The 19,240-nt window shown below is 73.0% G+C and carries 13 protein-coding genes; 3 read left to right on the forward strand and 10 right to left on the reverse strand.

All coding sequences use genetic code 11. The features are described 5' to 3' along the window. The 6 genes from ABD249_RS12485 to eccD all read right to left on the reverse strand — a co-directional run. Nucleotides 1-1,580 (reverse strand): hypothetical protein (locus ABD249_RS12485; RefSeq protein ID WP_344344051.1); only part of this gene is annotated, 1,580 nt, incomplete at its 3' end. Nucleotides 1,581-1,622: 42 nt separating this feature from the next. Beyond that, nucleotides 1,623-1,967: a hypothetical protein gene (locus ABD249_RS12490; protein ID WP_344344053.1), complete on the reverse strand. Its 345-nt coding sequence runs from the start codon at nt 1,965-1,967 to the stop codon at nt 1,623-1,625. A 59-nt stretch (nt 1,968-2,026) separates the two neighbouring features. Next, a complete protein-coding gene (locus ABD249_RS12495; protein ID WP_344344055.1) occupies nt 2,027-2,311 on the reverse strand; it encodes a hypothetical protein in 285 nt (94 codons plus the stop codon). A 25-nt stretch (nt 2,312-2,336) separates the two neighbouring features. Beyond that, nucleotides 2,337-2,630, reverse strand: coding sequence for a hypothetical protein (locus ABD249_RS12500; protein ID WP_344344057.1), 294 nt, complete (start codon nt 2,628-2,630; stop codon nt 2,337-2,339). Nucleotides 2,631-2,719: 89 nt separating this feature from the next. After that, nucleotides 2,720-3,994 (reverse strand): type VII secretion protein EccB, encoded by a 1,275-nt coding sequence (gene eccB, locus ABD249_RS12505; protein ID WP_344344059.1) that lies wholly within the window; start codon nt 3,992-3,994, stop codon nt 2,720-2,722. A gap of 55 nt (nt 3,995-4,049) precedes the next feature. Then, nucleotides 4,050-5,492 carry a type VII secretion integral membrane protein EccD gene (gene eccD / locus ABD249_RS12510; protein WP_344344061.1) on the reverse strand — a complete coding sequence of 481 codons (1,443 nt, stop codon included), beginning with the start codon at nt 5,490-5,492 and terminating at the stop codon, nt 4,050-4,052. Nucleotides 5,493-5,826: 334 nt separating this feature from the next. Here eccD and eccCa point away from each other — a divergent pair, with 334 nt between their 5' ends. After that, nucleotides 5,827-9,807 carry a type VII secretion protein EccCa gene (gene eccCa, locus ABD249_RS12515; protein ID WP_344344063.1) on the forward strand — a complete coding sequence of 1,327 codons (3,981 nt, stop codon included), beginning with the start codon at nt 5,827-5,829 and terminating at the stop codon, nt 9,805-9,807. After that, entirely contained in the window at nt 9,804-11,054 is a 1,251-nt protein-coding gene (locus ABD249_RS12520; protein ID WP_344344065.1) for a S8 family serine peptidase, read from the forward strand. Before eccCa ends, ABD249_RS12520 begins: the two co-directional genes overlap by 4 nt. An 81-nt stretch (nt 11,055-11,135) precedes the next feature. Here ABD249_RS12520 and ABD249_RS12525 read toward each other — a convergent pair whose 3' ends face one another. Further along, on the reverse strand, nt 11,136-13,619 hold the full coding sequence (locus ABD249_RS12525) for an ATP-dependent Clp protease ATP-binding subunit (RefSeq protein ID WP_344344067.1): 2,484 nt from the start codon (nt 13,617-13,619) through the stop codon (nt 11,136-11,138). 134 nt (nt 13,620-13,753) lie between these two features. Between ABD249_RS12525 and ABD249_RS12530 the strand changes: the two genes are divergently transcribed. Then, on the forward strand, nt 13,754-15,508 hold the full coding sequence (locus ABD249_RS12530; protein ID WP_344344069.1) for a CPBP family glutamic-type intramembrane protease: 1,755 nt from the start codon (nt 13,754-13,756) through the stop codon (nt 15,506-15,508). A 37-nt stretch (nt 15,509-15,545) separates the two neighbouring features. On the opposite strand, the gene ABD249_RS12535 is transcribed toward ABD249_RS12530, so the two are convergent. The 3 genes from ABD249_RS12535 to ABD249_RS12545 form a co-directional block, all read right to left on the reverse strand. Then, nucleotides 15,546-15,722 (reverse strand): hypothetical protein, encoded by a 177-nt coding sequence (locus ABD249_RS12535; protein ID WP_344344071.1) that lies wholly within the window; start codon nt 15,720-15,722, stop codon nt 15,546-15,548. Between the two features lie 477 nt (nt 15,723-16,199). After that, a complete protein-coding gene (locus ABD249_RS12540; protein WP_344344073.1) occupies nt 16,200-17,930 on the reverse strand; it encodes a lysine--tRNA ligase in 1,731 nt (576 codons plus the stop codon). Between the two features lie 53 nt (nt 17,931-17,983). Continuing rightward, nucleotides 17,984-19,204, reverse strand: a complete 1,221-nt coding sequence (locus ABD249_RS12545) for a hypothetical protein (RefSeq protein ID WP_344344075.1) — start codon at nt 19,202-19,204, stop codon at nt 17,984-17,986. Between the last annotated feature and the right edge of the window lie 36 nt (nt 19,205-19,240).

Below are 19,240 nucleotides of genomic sequence, written 5' to 3' on the forward strand. Positions count from 1 at the left end.
CCGAGCGAGCCCGCGCCACCGCCGCCGCCGAAGTCGCCCGCCGCTCCCCCGCCGCCGAGGTCGCCGCCCGCGCCGCCACCGCCGAGCGCGCCTCCGCCGCCGAAGCCGACACCGGCGTCGCCGCCGCCGACGGCACCCGCGCCACCGGCGAAGTCGCCGACAGCACCCGCATCGCCACCGACTCCGGCGCCACCACCGGCAGGGTCGCCGCCCGCGCCCCCACCGACGTCGCCGCCCACGCCGTCGCCACCGCCGAAGCCGCCTGCGCCGCCGCCACCGAGGTCGCCCGCGCCGCCACCGAGGTCGCCCGCGCCGCCACCATCGCCGCCACCGCCACCGAGGTCGCCCGCGCCGCCGCCCCCGAACTCGCCGCCGGCACCGCCACCGCCGCCTCCGACGTCGCCGCCGGCACCGTCGCCGCCACCGCCGCCGAAGTCGAAGTCCCCGCCACCGCCGGGCCCATCGCCGCCGACGCCATCGCCGCCCACGCCACCGCCGCCGGCGTAGTCGGCGGAGGTGTCCTCCACGAGGGCGGTCGGATCCTGCATGCCCTTGAAGGTGCGCAGCGACGAGCGCATCGCCGTCTCGAGCGTCTGCTGCGCCGCGAACACCTCGGCTGCGGCCGTGGCCATCGCGTCGCGCACCGTCTGCGAGATCGCGCGGTTGATCGTGCCGTACGTCGACTGGCTGTGCAGGTCGCCGCCGACGCCGCCGAAGCCCGCGGGCGCCATCCCGGCGCGGTCGGCGAACGTGTACGCGGCGTACACGCCCTTCGCGTGCTCGACCGTCATGCCGTTCCTGCCCCGGCCGCCCGCGCGCCATGCCTGGTCGGCCTCCTCGATGTAGCGGACGATGTCCTCCATCACCGCGGACCTCGCCTGGCTCGCGCGGTTGCCGATCTCCGCGCGGTGGGCATCCCACGTGCTCCCGACCGAGGCCATGAAGGTGCGCACGGCATCCGCGACGACCTGGAGCCTCGGGGCGACGCCGCCGTCGTCGGTGAGCTGGCGGTGCATCGCCTCGAGCGACTTCTGCTGCGCCGTCAGCTGCGCGAGCAGCGCGGCCGCCGCGGATCCTCGGATCGACGAGTCGTCGGCGCCGAGCGCCGTCGCGAGCGCGGAGATGTCCTGCGCATTCGTGGCCGTCACCTGCGTGAAGGTCGCGAAGAGGGCGGATGCCGTCTCGGCGCGCCGAGCGCTCAGGCCGGGCATGCTGTCCGACGTCACGCGCGCGACGTTCCTGCCGAGCGCGCCCATCGAGTCGCCGAACTGCTGCATCGGCTCCGGGTTGTTGATGAGCTCGTACGAGCGGACGTTGTCCTTGTAGTGGTAGTACCCGTACCGCATGTTCGGCGACCACGCGTCGCGGTCGTCGCCACCCGGGGTGCCCGTGATCCACCCCGTCCTGCCGTCCTCGAGCTGCGTCAGCACGGTGGCGACGCGGCTGTCCTCGACGCCCGTCACGAGCGCGAGCAGCGCCTCGAGGCCCATGTCGCCCGTGGCCGTCGAGCCGCTCGCCGAACCCCCTGCGCCGTCCGACCCGTGCGTGCCCGAGCCGTCGGTCGTCTCGTCGTCCGCCATCGTGTCTTCCTTCTCGCAGGGGGTTCGTGTCGTGCGGGTGCGTCAGCGCTTGCCGGTGCCCGAGGCGTCGGCGGTGCTGAGGTCGTCGGTCTCCTCGAAGAGCTGCTCCGCCTTCTCCAGCTGGTCCTGGAAGGTGGGGAGCGTCTTCTCGGTGAACGTCTCGGTGAAGGAGCGCACCTCGCCCGCGAGGGTCGAGACGTCGTTGCCGACCTGCACGGCCACCTCCCACCGAGCCTCGGTCGGCTGCGCCCGGAGGTCGGAGCCGATCGAGTAGCCGTCGGCGCCGTGCAGCGCGTCGTCGTTCGTCGTCGCGACGTTCGCGACGAGCGCCTGCACCTTCTTGTACTGCTCGCGGTCGAATGCGACCCGCGTGCCGTCGTCTGCCATGGTGATCTCCTCTCGAGGAGCCGCGGGATGCCCGCCGTGCGGCGGGCATCCCGACGGGCTCAGCTGAAGACGGCCGCGCCTCGCACGTCGCCGTCGAAGAACTCCTCGCGGACGCGCACCGCGGCGTCCTTGATGTTGAGGCCCGCCTGCTGCACCTCCTGGTACTCGCTGTTCCAGCGCTGCTGCAGCTCGCCCCACACCGGCAGCGAGCGGCCCCACTGGGCCTCGCCCATCGGTCGGATGGTGTCGTAGATGTTCTGCAGGATCTGCTCGACCTCCTGGCAGGAGCTGTGGAGCGACTGGTTGGCTACCTCGAACTGGACGAGGTCGACGTTGAAGGACATGTCGTGTTCCTTTCGTGTGGTGGGGTCAGGCCGCCGCGCTGGACGCGGTCGACTCGTCGGTGCTCGAGCGGGTGGTCAGCAGCGACTGCACCTGCGTGTTGAGGACGTCGAGCCGGTTCTTGATGTCGCTGTACTCGCTCTGCCACTCGGTGAGGCGCGTGCGCAGCACGGTGCCCGCCTGCGCCTGGGCTGCCGATGCGATGGTCTGCGTCGCGTCCTCGACGCGGCCGCGAGCGGCCTCCATCGCGGAGACCTGCTCCATCGTGCGGCTGATGATCTGTCGAAGCGTGTTGGCTTCGAAGCCGGTGAGCTCTGCCATGGTGTTCTCCTTCTTCGTGGGTGTTCTCAGGGGTGAGTGCTGGTCAGGATGGTCTGGGGTCCGGATGCGGGCGTCGTCGGGATCTCCTCTCACGTCGCGATCGTCGGCCCCGTCGGCAGCAGCGCGAGCAGCGCTGCGGGAACCGCGGGGGAGCTGTCGGCGTCGAGCCCGAGGGCCGAGGCCGTGGCGGCGTCGGACACCGGGTACCGGATGCCGTCGTCGGCCACGAGGTAGAGGCCGGCACCGCCGACGCCCGGTGCGGCGGCGGTCGCGGCGAGGAGGCCGGAGCCCGGCTCCACGGCGACCGCGCCCGCGGCATCGGCGACCGAGACGGCCTCGACCGTCGCGATGGTCGTCTCGCCCTCGGCCCACACGGAGCACGGGGCGTCGTCGGCGGCGATGGCCGTCGGCGTCGTCTGCGGCAGCTCGGCCTGCCAGGCGGCGGCATCCGTCACGGGCGTCGCGACGAGGTCGCGGGGCGCGAGGGTGCGCGGGTCGGGGAGGTCGTGGTCCTGCTCGGCCGTGAGCAGCGCGGCGACGGTCTCGGTGACGGGCATGAGGCCGTCGGCGGTCACGACGTAGCGCGTGCCGTCGCCCTCGGCGTCGACGACCTGGCCGAGCGTCGTCGGCTCGCCCGCGACGTCCGGACCCGCGCCGCCGAGCGTGAGCGCCGACAGGTCGAGGTCCCGGCCGCTCGGGATGGTGTCGAGCCATGCCGCCTCGACGGGCACGGCCGAGGTGGGCTCGAAGCCGAGCGCCCGCGCGGCCCACGGGCCGGCGACGAGCGATCGCACGCCGTCCCACACGAGCCAGAGCTCGTCGGCGACCGTGACGAGCACGGCCTCGTCGTCCCCGACGGGCGTCGCGGCGGAGGCGTCGCCGATCGCGAGCGCCGTGCCGTCGGCGGCGACGCACGCCGTCCAGGTCGGCTGCGTGCCCTGCGGCGTCGGCAGCTCGTCGGGCAGGCCCTCCACGCCGATCGCCTCGCCGCGCGGCACCGACGCGAGGTCGTCGCCCGAGACCTGGATGACGGTGGGCGGGCCGCCGACGAGGAGCGCGGCGGAGGCGAGGTTCATGACGGGATGCAGCGTGCCGTCGACGAGGACGTAGCGGCTGCCCGTCCCCTCGTCCACGAGGAGCGCCCCGGGCTCGTCCCGCCAGGCGTCGTTCGTCGTGAACAGGAAGATGTTGAGCACGACGACGACCACGAGCGCGGCGGCCGCGACGGCGATGCCGATGCCCATGCCCGTGCTGGTGCGGCGCAGCGGGCGGTCGGGGGCGTCCGGGTCGGAGCGGAGCACGGCGGCCGACAGGCGGCCGCGCAGGAAGAGGTGCGCATCCACGAGGTCACGTCGTCCGTACATGTCGTCCCTCCTTCCCTTGGCTCACTTCGACCACGACGAGACTGCCGTGGAGGGTTCACACGAGATCGGCGATCCAGGCGTAGAGCCCGGCGACGGCGAGCACGAGCGCGGGCACGGCGATGGCGCAGCACCAGTGCAGGACGTCGCCCGCCCGCCCCCACGTCGGCGCGAGCCGCCTGCGCGGCAGCAGCAGCGCGGCGACGCACGCGTGGGCAGCGACGACGACGAGGCCCGCGGCCACGAGGATCTGCCAGGGCATGTCGAGCCGGAGGGCCTGCGCGATGGCGAGCGCGACGAGCGGCAGGGTCGCGGCCACGAGCGCCGCGCCGCGCTGCAGCATGGCGTGGAGCTCGCGTGCCTGCAGCAGCACGGCGAGGCTCGCGGCGACGGCGAGGGCGATGCTCGCCCAGTCGGCGTCGAGGGCGAGCACGCAGATCGCGGCGCACAGCACCGTCGACCATGCCGCCCACATGGCGGTGGCGGTCTCGTGCGCGATGGTGGCCGACCGCTGCACCTCGGCGGCGGGCACGGCGTCGAGGCCCGTCTGGAACTCCTTCGACGACAGCGGCACGGGGTCGACGCCGAGCCCGCCGATCCATGCGGCGAGGCCGGGCATCGCACGGGCGACGGCGAGGGCGAGGAGCACGACGATCGCGGCGCCCGCGACGAGGTCGAGCCGCAGCGCGAGCGGCACGGCGAGGCCGACGACCACGACGATCGCGGCGCCTGCGGTGGCGAGCAGCACGGGGCGGATGCCGCCGCGCGCGTAGGCGGCGGCGCCGGCCGAGACCCCGGTGGTCGCTGCGGCGACGGCCGCTGCCGCGAGGGGCGTCGCGGCCGCCGTGGGGAAGAGCGCAGCGGGCAGGGCGGCTCCGGCGAGCGCCGCGGCGACCACGCCGCTGCCGATGAGGACCGAGCCGATCCCGTCGTCCCACAGCCTGCCGACGAGGGCGCCGGATGCGAGCAGCAGCAGCGCGAGGGCGCCCGCGACGATGGGCGTCGCCGAGCCGGTCGCGCCGGCGACCGCGATCGCGGCGGCGCAGGCGATGGCGGCGGCGGCGAGCGCGGCCCTCCGCGTCCACGCGGCGGTCCAGGCGTCCTCGCGTGCGTCGAGCACGGTCTGCACGCCGTCGACGAGGTCGTCGTACTGCGCCTGCGCGAGCGCGCTGGATCGTGGCCGCAGGTAGAGGACGTCGCCGTCGAGCAGCCCGGCTGCCGCGGTGCCGCGATCCTCGTCGAGCGGAGGATGGCCGAGCCGCTGCAGCACCCACCCGCCGTGGTCGAGGCCGCGCGTGGCGAGCATGGGGTCGAGGTGCCCGACGATGGTCGGCAGCAGCTCGGCGATGGGGATGTGCGAGGGCACGGCGAGCTCGACGCGAGAGGTCGGCCCGACGACGCTCAGCCGGCACATGTCCCCGGCGCCGGCCGCCGCGACGGAGGGCTCCGTCGCCGCCGCGGGGGTCGGGCTGGTCTCCATGCGCTGTTCGAGCGTGGTCATGCCAGGCACACGCGCGGTGGTGCGTGGCGGGTTCATCGAGCGCCTCGATCCGTCGGCCCTCTGCTCGCCGACCGGTCACGACCTGCGCCGACCGGTCACGATCCGCGCCGGGAGGTCACGATCCGCGCCGACCGGTCACGATCCGCGGCCGAATGGTCCAGATCTGGACCACCGGGCCGTCGAACGGTCCAGATCTGGACCTCTCGACGACCCCCACCCGCGCGCCACGACCAGGCGCCGCGCCTAGCCCACCCCGGATCCGCCGCGAGGATGAACCGCCCGAGGGGGTCGGAGCCGTGGGCTGGATGACGCACTCGCATCGAGGAGAGCCGAGATGAGCACGATCCCATTCCGCAGGCAGCAGCGCGAGAAGCCGCCCGAGCTGCCCTCGGGCGACATCGAGCTGCAGGAGCCGCCCTCGCTGCCCGAGCTGCAGCCGAAGGATCCGCTCGCGATGCTCATGATGGTGCCGATGATGCTCATCAGCGGCGTGATGATGCTCGTCTTCCTCGGGCAGCGCAATCCGGCGCTCGCCGTCGGGCTGTTCCTCGGCATGCTCGGCCTCGCGGTGCTCATGGTGCTCGTGCAGCTCACGCGCGCCGCCGCCGAGCGCCGCACGACCGTGCGCGGCGACCGACGCGACTTCATGCGCTACCTCGGGCAGGTGCGCGGCAAGGTCCGCAGCGCCGCCGCCCAGCAGCGCGCCTCCCTCACCTGGCGGCACCCCGATCCGGCCTCGCTGTCGAACCTCGCCATGACGGCGCGGCTGTGGGAGCGCCGGGGCAGCCACGGCGACTTCGGCGAGCTGCGCATCGGCACGGGATCGCACAACCTGAGCCAGCGCATCACGCCGCTGTCGACGAAGCCGATCGCCGACCTCGAGCCGCTGTCGGCGAGGGCGCTGCGACGGTTCATCGCCGTGCACGGCTCGGTGCCCGAGCTGCCGGTGTCGCTCTTCCTGCGACGTCTCGCCGACATCCGCCTCATGGGCGACGAGGATGCGGCGCGCGCGATGGTGCGCGCGGTCGTCGCGCAGGCGGTCACCGCGCACGCGCCCGACGAGCTGCGGCTCGCGATCTGCACGACGCCCGAGCGCGCCGCCGACTGGGACTGGGTGAAGTGGCTGCCGCATGCGCAGCACCCGAGCAGCCAGGACGGCGCGGGCTCGACGCGACTCTTCGGCGACGACGTCGGCGAGCTCGCCGACCTCCTCGAAGCCGAGCTCAGCGGCCGGTCGCGCTTCGAGCCCGGGGCCTCCCCCACCGCCGACGAGCCGTACCACCTGGTGATCCTCGACGGCGTCGCGCCGCCGGTGGGCTCGCGCCTCGCGGCGGCCGGCTACCGCTGCACGACCACGCTCACGCTCGGCATCGAGGTCGACGAGACCGACACGTCGGGCCTGCTGCTCGACGTGCAGCGAGACGTCGTGCACATGCTCCGCAGCGACCGCACCGAGGGCGTGCAGCGCACGGCCCTGTGCGCGCCCGACGCCATGAGCGTCGCCGCGGCCACGGCGCTGGCGCGCGTCATCGCTCCGTACCGAGCGGGCAGCCGCTCGGCGGATGCGAGCGAGCCCATGGTCTCCGACTTCGAGCTGCCCACGCTCCTCGGCATCGACGACGTCGACCTCTGGTCCCCCGCGGGCTCGATGCGCGAGGACCTCGACCGCTCGCGACTGCGCATCCCGCTCGGCGTCGACGAGCGCGGGCATCCCGTCGACCTCGACATCAAGGAGGCGGCGCAGGGCGGCATGGGACCGCACGGGCTGCTCATCGGCGCGACGGGCTCGGGCAAGAGCGAGCTGCTGCGCACGCTCGTGCTCGGGATGGCGATGACGCACTCGTCGGAGACGCTGAACTTCGTGCTCGTCGACTTCAAGGGCGGCGCGACCTTCCTCGGTCTCGACGAGCTGCCGCACGTCTCCGCGCTCATCACGAACCTCGCCGACGAGGCGACGCTCGTGACGCGCATGCAGGACGCCCTCGCCGGCGAGCTCAATCGGCGTCAGGAGTACCTCCGCGCGGCCGGCAACTACAGCTCGCTGCTCGAGCACGAGAAGGCTCGGCTCGCTGGCGCTCCGCTGGAGGCGATGCCGACGCTCTTCGTCATCGTCGACGAGTTCAGCGAGCTGCTCGCCTCGAACCCGGACTTCGCCGAGCTCTTCGTCATGATCGGCCGCCTCGGCCGGTCGCTGGGCGTGCACCTGCTGCTCGCGAGCCAGCGTCTCGAGGACGGTCGCATGACGAAGCTCGAGAGCCACCTGTCGTACCGCATCGGGCTGCGCACGTTCTCGGCGATGGAGAGCCGCAGCGTCATCGGCGTGCCCGACGCGCACCAGCTGCCCAACGCCCCCGGCAACGGGTTCCTGCGCAGCGACGTCGCGACGCTCACGCGCTTCAAGGCCGCGTACGTGTCGGGCACGTATCGGAGGCGCACGCGCGAGCAGCGGCAGGAGGAGGTGCGCCAGCAGGTGGTCGTGTTCCGCGCCGGTCGCGTCGCACCGCCCGCGGTCGACGAGACGCGGCCGCCCGCGATCGAGGACGCCGTCGTCCTCCCACCCGCGGCCGTCGAGCCCGAGGGCGACGAGAGCGTCATGTCGATGATCGTCGACCGGCTCGTCGGCTTCGGCCCGCCCGCGCACCAGGTGTGGCTGCCGCCGCTCGCCGACCCGCCCACGCTCGACCAGCTGCTGCCACCGCTGCTCCCCGATCCCGATCGCGGCCTCCACGCCATCGGCTGGACGGGCACGGGGCACCTCACGGTGCCGATCGGCGTCGTCGACAAGCCGTACGAGCAGACGCGCGAGCTGTACGAGATCGACCTCGCGGGCGCCGGCGGCAACGTCGGCATCGCCGGCGGGCCGCAGTCGGGCAAGACGACGCTGCTGCGCACGATGGTGAGCGCGCTCGCCCTCACGCACACGCCCGCCGAGGTGCAGTGCTACTGCATCGACTTCGGCGGCGGAGGGCTCGTGACCCTCGAGGGGCTGCCGCACGTGGGCAGCGTCGCCACCAGGAGGCAGACCGAGCAGGTGGCGCGGACGATCGCCGAGGTGAGCACGCTGCTGCGCGATCGCGAGCAGTTCTTCACCGACGCATCGCTCGAGGGCATGGCCGAGTACCGTGCGCGTCGTGCGGCGGGCGAGTTCGCCGAGCAGCAGTTCGGCGACGTGTTCCTTGTGGTCGACGGCTGGGCCGCGCTGCGCGCGGAGTTCGAGCAGCACGACATGGCGCTGCGGGAGATCGCACGCCAGGGCCTCGCCTACGGCGTGCACGTCATGATCTCCACCAACCGCTGGACCGACGTGCACAGCTCGCTGCGCGACCAGCTCGGCACGCGCGTCGAGCTGAAGCTCGGCGACCCGATCGACTCGGTGCACGGCATGCGCAAGGCGGCGACCGTGCCGCAGCTGCCCGGCCGCGGCATCACCTCCGACGGCATGCACTTCCTCGCGGGCGTGCCGAGGATCGACGGACGCACGACGGTCGACGCGCTCGCCGCGGCATCCCGCGACCTCGCCGAGGCCGTCGACGAGGCGTGGAGCGGGCAGGCGGCGCCGCAGGTGCGCATGCTGCCCGCCGTGCTCGACGCCGCGCTGCTGCCGCAGCCGACGGTGCCCGGCCCGCGCATCGCCCTCGGGCACGGCGAGCAGGACCTCGAGCCCGTGTGGCACGACTTCGCCGCCAAGCCGCACCTCAGCATCGTGGGCGACTCGGCGAGCGGCAAGACCGGCGCCCTGCGGCTCATCGCGAACGGCGTCGTCGCGGCGCTCTCGCCCGAGGACGTGCGGATCGCGATCATCGACCCGCGGCGCGGCGTCGTCGAGTCGGTGCCGGAGGAGTACCAGTTCGCGACGGCCTTCTCCACGGCGGCGACCGAGCAGGTCGTCGCGCGGCTCGTCGCCGAGCTTCGGGAGCGCGTGCCGAGCGCGGACATCACGCCCTCGCAGCTGCGCAGGCGGGACTGGTGGAGCGGGCCGGAGCTCTTCGTGCTCGTCGACGACTACGACCTGCTGCTCGGCACGATGGGCGGGCCGCTCGCACCGCTCGTCGAGCTCATCCCGCAGGCCGGCGACATCGGGCTGCACCTCGTGGTCGCGAGGGCCGGGGCGGGCTCGAGCCGCACGGCGATGGATGCCGTGATCCGCAGGCTGCACGAGTCGAACACGCCGGAGCTCACGCTCTCGCTGCCCGCCTCCGAGCCGCTGACGTTCACGCCCGGGCGCGGCAGGCCGCTGCCGGCCGGCCGGGCGTCTCTCCTCACGCGCCGCGGCGGCGCCGCGCTGCAGATCGGCTGGACGGAGCCGCCGGCATGAGCGGCTCGCTCGAGCGTGGGATGCGGAGGGCTCCCGCAGCCGGGACCGTCGGACGCCCGCGCCTCGGCCTCCGGACGGGTCGCGGCGGCGTCCTCGCATCGGCCTCGGTGCTCGCGGTCGCCGCGAGCATCCTCCTGCCCGGTGCGAACGCGACGTCGGCGCTCGCCGAGTCGTGCGCGGCATCCGCGGGCTCGCCGGTGATCGAGGGCGCGTCGTGGGGGCAGCAGCGCATGGGCGCCGAGCGCGCGTGGCCGCGCACGACGGGCGACGTCGTCGTCGCGGTGCTCGACACGGGCGTGAGCGCGACCTCGGCCTCCTTGCAGGGTGCCGTGCTGCCGGGCACGGATCTCTCCGGTGGCACGGGCGACGTCGACTGCTTCGGGCGCGGCACGTTCGTCGGCTCGCTCATCGCCGGTCGCCCCGTGGAGGGCACCGAGTTCGTCGGCATCGCCCCCGGGGCGACGATCCTGCCGGTGCGCGTCACGAGCGACCCCGACGACGTCGCCTTCACCGGCGACCTCCCGCGACTCCTCGCAGGCGGCATCACGGCGGCCGTGCAGGGCGGCGCCCGCGTCATCGCGATCCCGATCACGGCGTCGTCGAGCTCGGCGGAGCTCGAGGCCGCCGTGCAGGCGGCGATCGCGGCCGACGTGGTCGTCGTCGCCGCGGCGAGCGCACCGACGATGGACGCCCTCGCCTACCCGGCGAGCCTCGACGGCGTCCTCGCCGTCGCGCCGCTCGACGAGGACGGCGGGGCGGAGCCGACGGCGCTCGGCGCCGAGCCGGACCTCGCCGCACCCTCGGGCGGGCTCGTGGGCGCCGTGCCCGACGGCGGCGGCCACGTGACGGGCGACGAGGGCGATCTCGCCGTCGCCTACGCCGCGGGCGCCGCGGCGCTCGTGCGCGCGGAGCGACCCGAGCTCACGGCCGCCGAGGTGGGCGAGCGCCTCATGGCGACCGCCGACGCGTCGACGATGCCCCTCGCGGAGGGCGTGACCGTCGATCCGTCGATCGGCCATGGCGTGGTCGACCCCGTCGCCGCCGTGTCGCGACTCGACCCCGAGGCGGTCGCGACCGCGTCGGGCGAGACGCCCACGCTCGACATCCCGCCCGAGCCCGACGAGCGCCCCGGCGACCTCGCGCTCGCGATCGGCATCGCCCTGCTCGCCGTGACTGCGGCGTCGATCGGGCCGATCCTCGGCATCGTCGCGGTGCGACGCAGAAGAGCCGAGACCTTGGCCTCCTGAGCCGCCCTGCTCGATCGCGAGCGGCCGACGCGACGACGCCCCCGCATCCGATGGATGCGGGGGCGTCGTGCGTGCCGGGCGTCAGCCCGCGGCGGCCTCGATGGCCTCCATGGGCGCCGAGCGATCCTCCGTCGTGAAGACGAACTGGTCGCCATCGAACTCGACGGTCACGTGCGCGCCCGCGTCGAGCTCGCCGTGCAGGATCTTCTCGCTGAGGATGTCCTCGATCTCGTGCTGCACCGCACGCCGCAGCGGGCGAGCGCCGAGCGCGGGGTCGTAGCCGAGGTTGATGAGCTGGCGCTTGGCCGACTCCTTCAGCTCGAGCGTGAGGTCGCGGTCCAGCATGCGATCCGCGAGGCGCTTGATGAACAGGTCGACGATCTGCAGCAGCTCCTCCGGGGTGAGCTGCGGGAACACGATCGTCTCGTCGACGCGGTTCAGGAACTCGGGGCGGAAGCTCTTCTTCAGCTCCTCGTTGACCTTCGAGCGCATGCGCTCGTAGTCGTTCGCCGTCGAGCCCTCGAGGACGAAGCCGACGGGGCCGCCGGCGATGTCCTTCGCACCGAGGTTCGTCGTCATGATGATGACCGTGTTCTTGAAGTCGACCACGCGACCCTGGCCGTCGGTGAGACGACCCTCCTCGAGGATCTGCAGGAGCGAGTTGAAGATGTCCGGGTGCGCCTTCTCGATCTCGTCGAACAGGACGACGGAGAACGGCTTGCGGCGCACCTTCTCGGTGAGCTGGCCGCCCTCGTCGTAGCCGACGAATCCGGGAGGGGCGCCGAAGAGACGCGAGACGGTGTGCTTCTCGCTGTACTCCGACATGTCGAGCGCGATGAGCGCGTCCTCGTCGTCGAACAGGAACTCGGCGAGCGCCTTGGCGAGCTCGGTCTTGCCGACGCCCGTGGGGCCGGCGAAGATGAACGATCCGCCCGGGCGACGCGGGTCCTTGAGGCCCGCGCGCTGACGACGGATGGTCCTCGACAGCACGCCGATCGCCTCGTCCTGCCCGATGACGCGCTGGTGGAGTGCCTTCTCCATGAACACGAGGCGAGCGGACTCCTCCTCGGTGAGCTTGAAGACGGGGATGCCGGTCGCGTTCGCGAGCACCTCGGCGATGATGCCCTCGTCGAGGGTGCCCGTGGGGCCGCCGTCGCCGTGACGCCACTGCTTCTCGAGGCGCAGGCGCTCGCCGAGGAGGTTCTTCTCCTCGTCGCGCAGCCGTGCGGCGCCCTCGAAGTCCTGGTCCTCGATCGCGCGCTCCTTGCGGGTGCGCACGTCGGCGATCTTCTCGTCGAACTCGCGCAGCTCCGGCGGGGCCGACAGGATCGACAGTCGCAGGCGTGCGCCGCCCTCGTCGATCAGGTCGATGGCCTTGTCCGGCAGGAAGCGGTCCTGCACGTAGCGGTCGGCGAGGTTCGCCGCCGCGACGATGGCGCCGTCGGTGATCGTGACCTTGTGGTGCGACTCGTAGCGGTCGCGCAGGCCCTTGAGGATGTTGATCGTGTGCGCCACGGAGGGCTCGGCGACCTGGATCGGCTGGAAGCGTCGCTCGAGCGCCGCATCCTTCTCGAAGTGCTTGCGATACTCGTCGAGCGTCGTCGCGCCGATCGTCTGCAGCTCGCCTCGCGCCAGCAGCGGCTTGAGGATGTTGGCGGCGTCGATCGCGCCCTCGGCAGCACCTGCGCCGACGAGCGTGTGGATCTCGTCGATGAAGGTGATGATGTCGCCGCGGGTGCGGATCTCCTTCGTCACCTTCTTGAGGCGCTCCTCGAAGTCTCCGCGGTAGCGCGAGCCGGCGATGAGCGAGCCGAGGTCGAGCGTGTAGACCTGCTTGTCCTTCAGCGTCTCGGGCACCTCGCCCTTGACGATGGCCTGCGCGAGGCCCTCGACGACGGCCGTCTTGCCGACGCCGGGCTCGCCGATGAGGACGGGGTTGTTCTTGCCGCGACGCGAGAGGATCTGCATGACCCGCTCGATCTCCTTCTCGCGCCCGATGACGGGGTCGAGCCGGCCGTCGCGTGCAGCCTGCGTGAGGTTGCGCCCGAACTGGTCGAGGATCTGCGACCCCTTCTGGTCGCCGCCCTGCTGCTGCGTCTCGCCACCGACGGTCGTCGACTCGCGCGACTGCGTGCCCGAGAGCAGCTGGTTGACCGTCTGGCGCACGCGGTTGAGGTCGGCGCCCAGCTTCACGAGCACCTGGGCTGCGACGCCCTCGCCCTCGCGGATGAGGCCGAGCAGCACGTGCTCCGTGCCGATGTAGTTGTGGCCGAGCTGCAGCGCCTCGCGGAGGCTGAGCTCGAGCACCTTCTTCGCACGCGGCGTGAACGGGATGTGCCCGCTCGACTGCTGCGCACCGGTGCCGATGATGTCCTGCACCTGCTCGCGCACCGCATCCAGCGAGATCCCGAGCTGCTCGAGCGCCTTCGCGGCGATCCCCTCGCCCTCGTGGATGAGGCCGAGCAGGATGTGCTCCGTGCCGATGTAGTTGTGGTTGAGCATCTTCGCCTCTTCTTGGGCGAGGACGACAACCCGGCGGGCGCGATCCGTGAACCGTTCGAACATCGCATGCCTCCTGACGTCTGGATTCGAGGCTAGACCGTGCACGGCGGCCACGGCGGCCTGTTCGCTGTCGGCATGGCGTGCCCGCACAGGTGCGACCGATGCTGCGCGGCTACCCTGCCAGCCATGGAGGTCTCGTGAGCCTGGACGACCCGCGTCGCATCGGCGCCCCCGCCCCGATCGGGCGGACCCCGCAGCCCGCAGAGCCCGCCGCCGCGGTCGAGAACCCGGTGACGAGCGCCGCGCGCCCGCCCGAGCGCGTCGTGCCGACGGGCTTCAGCCGCGGCGAGGACGCCATCTTCCACGAGCAGTGGGGGCAGCCGGCGCAGCCCGCGCAGCCGTGGGGGCAGCAGCCGCAGCCATGGGGGCAGCAGCCGTGGCAGCAGCAGCAGCCCGCGCCGTCGCGCGCCCGCGTGCCCGCGGCGCTGCCGCTCGAGGGCCAGGTCTACGCGCAGGTGCTGCGCCCCCTCCCCCGTCGCGTGGGTCGCTGGTTCCTCGCCTGGGCCATCGCGATCGGCTTCTTCGCCCTCGGCCAGGCGATCGCGCTCGTGCTGATGATGCCCGGCATCGTCGAGATCTTCTCGAACCCGGCCGCGGCGACGGATCCCGAGGCGCTCATGGGCACGCTCATGGGGTCGCCGATGGCGTTCCTCGGCGTCAACCTGTCGTGGGCGGCGATGATCCCGGGCGCCGTCGTCGCGCTCGCCGCCTACGGCGACAAGGCCATGGGCTTCGCGTTCTCGGTCGCGGGCCGCTGGCGCTGGGGCGCCGTGGGCCGCTCGGCCATGGTGGTCGCGCCGATCTTCGCGATCTACGTCGGCATCACGTTCCTCATCGACCCGTCGATCGAGTGGCGCTTCCAGCCCGACTGGCTGCTCGTCGCGATCGTCGTGCTGACGACGCCGCTGCAGTCGTCGGGCGAGGAGTTCGCCTTCCGCGGCATCGTCACGCAGCAGCTCGGCTCGTGGATGCGCAACCCGTGGGTGTCGTCGCTCGTGACGGGTGGTCTCATCGGCCTCGTCTTCGGCGCCGCGCACATCGGCTACCCGCCGCTCGCGATCCTGCAGGTCTCGCTCGTCGGCTTCACGTGCGCCATGCTCACGTTCCGCACGGGTGGCCTCGAGGCGGCGTGCGTCGTGCACACGGCGAACAACGTCTTCATCATGCTGCCGCTCGCGCTCATGGGCGTCTCGCCCTTCTCGACGTCGACGGGCGAGGAGGGTCCGTTCTGGATCCAGCTCGTCGCCTTCGCCGCCTGCATCGCGGCGCTCGGTCTCTCGTACCTCGCGGTGCACCTCCTGTCCAAGCGCTGGCAGCGGCGCACCGAGGGTGCCGCCGGCGCCGAGTTGCTGCTCCTGCCGAAGCCGCAGCCGCAGCTCGTCGCGGCGGGCATGGGGCCGGGCTCCGGGATGCCGCAGCCGTACGGGGTGCCGCAGCAGGGCTACGGGGCACCCGGGTACGGGATGCCGGCGCAGCAGGGCTACGGGGCACCCGGGTACGGGATGCCGCAGCAGGGCTACGGAGCACCCGGCTACGGGATGCCGCAGCAGCAGGGCTACGGAGCACCCGGATACGGGATGCCCCAGCAGCAGGGCTACGGGGCTCCCGGATACGGCATGCCTCAGCAGGGCTACGGGGCTTCCGGATACGGCATGCCTCAGCAGCAGGGCTACGGAGCACCCGGGTCCGGGATGCCCGCCCAGCAGGGCTACGACCAGCAGGGATACGGCGCGACGGGATCCGAGATGCCGCAGCAGCGTGCGGCCGACGCCCAGGCGTCCGCGCCGCACGGCTGGGGCGAGTCGATCGCGCCGAGCGACGAGCCCACGGCCGAGCCCGGCGAGCCCTCGCCGGCCTCCGACGGCGACGAGGCACCGCGCGGGGAGCGCTGACTCCGGCTCGTCGGGCGTCGACTCGACGCCCGGCGGGTCAGACCTTGGGCGGAAGCCCGGCCTTCTCGCGCTCCTCGGCCTCGATCCGGTCGTAGACGCGGCGGGCCGTCCGGTCGGCGCGGAAGATCGAGCGCAGCACGAACCAGAAGACGATGCAGATCAGGATCGTCGGGATCAGCGAGAAGATCGCGTTCCCCCAGAAGTCCGTCGGCATGCTCCCATCGTACCGCCGCCGAGCGCGACCCGCCGCGTCCGTCCCGGATGCCCCTCGCAGGCAGGCACGGCGCCGTCCGATCGGTCACGATCCGCGCCGACCGGTCACCTTCTGCGTTAACTGGTCACCTTCTGCGCCGACCGGTCACCTCCTGCGTTAACTGGTCACCTTCTGCGCCGACCGGTCACCTTCTGCGTCGACTGGTCACTGTTGCACCTGAATTGGCCCCTCGGAGGTGCAACAGCGACCAGTCTGGGTGCGACCGTGACCAGTCCAGGTGCAACGACGACCAGTCCGGGTGCAACCGTGACCAGTCGACGCAGAAGGCGACCAGTCAGCGCGTCGGCGTGACCAGTCCGGGTGCAACCGTGACCGGTCAGGGTGCGAGCGCGACCAGTGCAGGTGCGACCGTGACCAGTCGGCGCAGAAGGCGACCAGTCAGCGCAGAGACGGCCCCCGCCCCCGCGACTCGCGGGCTCACTCGCCCAGCAGCATCCTCAGGCGCTCCTCGCCGGTGGCGAGCAGCAGCGTCGGGAGGCGCGGGCCGGCCTCGCGGTCGACGAGCAGGCGGTAGAGCAGCGTGAAGAACGCGCGCTGCTCGGCCGCGATCTCCTTGTCGCCCTTGACGATCGCCGTCGGCTCGAGGCCGCGCTGCACCTTCACGACGCCGTAGACCTGGTTCGTGAGGCCGTCGATCGTCCAGGCGTCGCCGATGGCGGGCAGGCCGCCGCCGCCGCGCAGCAGCAGGGCGATCGCGTCGCGCTGCGTCGCGTCGAGCGCGGCGAGCGCCTCCGTGTCGGGCTCCGTGCGCACCGTCGTGCGCTCCTCGGCGGGCATCTGCGTCGCGACCCACGTCTCGACGCGGCCGAGCCGCGGCTGCAGGTCGCCGAGGTCGTCGATCGACGAGTCGACCTGCCGCACGAGGCGCACGAGCTGCTCCGAGTCGCCCGTCGACAGGTCGACGAGGGATGCGAGCGTGCGGAACGCGACACGATGCGGCGTCGACTCGAGCGTCTCGTCGGCCGTGGCCGTCGCCCGCGCGTGCGCCGCGACCTCCGCCGCTCCCGCCGTGCCGGCCTCGAGCTTGCGGGCGAGCGCGTCCCACTCGTCGTAGAGGCGCTGCAGCTCGCTGCCGAACGCGACGTCGAACGACTGGTTCATGCGACGGCGCGCGTACTGCCAGCGCAGCACGGGCCCCTCCATCACCTGCAGCGCGTCGATCGGGGCGGGGGCGCCGCCGCGCGACGACGACATCTTCGCCGCGCCGCCGAAGCCGACGAAGGCGTACATGGGGCCGTACGGCCGCTCCCAGCCGAAGAGCGGCGCGAGCTCGAGGCCCACCTGGAACGACGAGCCGGGCGACTGGTGGTCGACGCCCGAGGGCTCGAACACGACGCGCTCGAACGCCCAGCGCATCGGCCAGTCGACCTTCCAGACGAGCTTGCCCGAGCGGAACTCGCGCAGCAGCACCGTCTCGGCATGGCCGCACGCGCACGTGTACGACAGCTCGGTCGTGTCGTCGTCGTAGGCGGTGATGGTCGTGAGGTCGGTGCCGCACGCCGTGCAGTACGGCTTGTACGGGTAGTACTCGGCGCCGCCGGAGCCGTCGTCCTCCGTCGCGGCGCCCGAGCCCGCGTCGAGCGCGCGCTGCAGCTCCTCGTCCTCGTCCTTCGCTGCGGGCAGCGTGCGGAACTGCGCGAGGATCGCGTCGATCTCGCGCCGTCTGCGCATCGCGTCGAGGATCTGCTCCGTGTACGCGCCCGAGCGGTACTGCTCGGTCTGCGAGATGCCGCGGTAGCGGATGCCGAGGGCGGCGAAGCCCTCCTCCGCCTGCGCGCGGAAGTGCGCCGCCCACGAGTCGTGCGGCGATCCGGGCGGGGCGGGGACGGCGGTGAGCGGCTTGCCGATGTGCTCGGCCCACGACGCATCCACGCCGTCGATGCCCGCGGGCACCTTGCGGAACCGGTCGTAGTCATCCCACGAGATGATGTGCTCGACCTCGAGGCCGCGACGGCGGATCTCGTCGCCGACGAGGTGCGGGCTCATGACCTCGCGGAAGTTGCCCAGGTGGATGACGCCCGACGGCGACAGGCCCGATGCCACGACGGGCGTCGTGCCCCGGCGGGCGGCCTCGGCGACGACCTCGTCGGCGAGCCTCGAGACCCAGTCGTCACGGACGTCGGCAGGGGTCTGGGTCGCGTCGCTCACGGACACCGATCCTACGGCGAGGGGTGGGCGCGGGCAGCATCCGCGCGGGCGCCTCACCCCGGGATGACGCGGACCTCGACCGACCGGGCGACGTCGAGCATGACGGCGTGCTCGTACGAGCCCACGAACCCGGCGCCGCCGGGGAAGCGCTCGAGGATCATCCCGGGTGCGTCGGTGGCGTAGGGCGTCGTCACCTGGAGGATCGCCTGTCCGAGGACGATCTCGGGCTCGAGGCAACCCTGCGCGACGCGGTCGGCCGTCATGATCGCGACGCCGATGTCGCCCGAGCCGAGGCGGAAGGTCGCGAGCTCGAGCGGCGCGGCATCGGCTGCCGGTTCGACGGCCTCGGCGGAGAGCAGGGTGAACCGCATCTCGGCAGCCCACTCGGGCTGCTCGCAGGACGCCGCATGCGGTGCCGCACCCGGGTCCAGCCGCACGTCGAGCGCCTCGGAGCCGTCGGGCGTCACGAGGGTGAGGAACGGATGCTCCGACCACGGCTGGTCGCGCACGGTCCAGCTCGCGGGATGCGAGAACGCGATCGCGCCGTCGGCCGAGACGAACTCGATCCACGGCACGTCGGCCTGCGGGTCGACGTCGTCGGGCATCGCATCCCACGGCAGCGCCGCGAGGTCGAGCGTGGCGAGCAGCTCGAGCGCATCGGTCGCGCCCGGCGACTCCAGACACGTGATCGCGGTCGCCTCGTCGACGACCGCGGCGCACGCCGGCACGCTCGCGAGCCCCGCGGAGAACGAGTGCAGGCGATCGAAGCCCTCTGGCCGCACGGTCGATCCCGGCTGCGCGAGATCCTGCACGACCGTCGCGTGCACATGCCAGACGTCGCCCTCGCCCGTCGTCGACCACCAGGCGGCGGCATGCAGGCCGTCCGCCATGGGGATCGACCGCACGACGTCCACCTCCATCGCCGCGCCGACGTCGTCGGCGTAGCCATCGGCGTACGCCGCTCGCTCCGCACCCTCCGCGTCGCGCAGGACGATCTGGTTCTGCCACACGGGCCCGCCGCGGTCGCTCAGCGGATCGAGCATGCTCGTGTCCTCGACCGTCCAGCCGTCGGGCAGCAGGAACCACGCCGTGCCGTTCCTCGTCGTGAACGTCGTCGGCTCGAGGGCGGGCTCGACCGACGGCGCCGCCGACGGCGCCGCGCTCGGCGACGACCCCACCTGCTCCTGCTCGACCTCCTGCGCCGGCGCGGCGCATCCGGCGAGCACGACCGTCAGGATCGCGGCGGCGATCGCCCCGTGCGTGCGACCTGTCATGGCTCGTCCCCGTCCTGCGGCCCCCTGCCGCTCACC

The sequence above is a fragment of the Agrococcus versicolor genome, assembly GCF_039531815.1.
Taxonomy (GTDB): Bacteria; Actinomycetota; Actinomycetes; order Actinomycetales; family Microbacteriaceae; genus Agrococcus; species Agrococcus versicolor.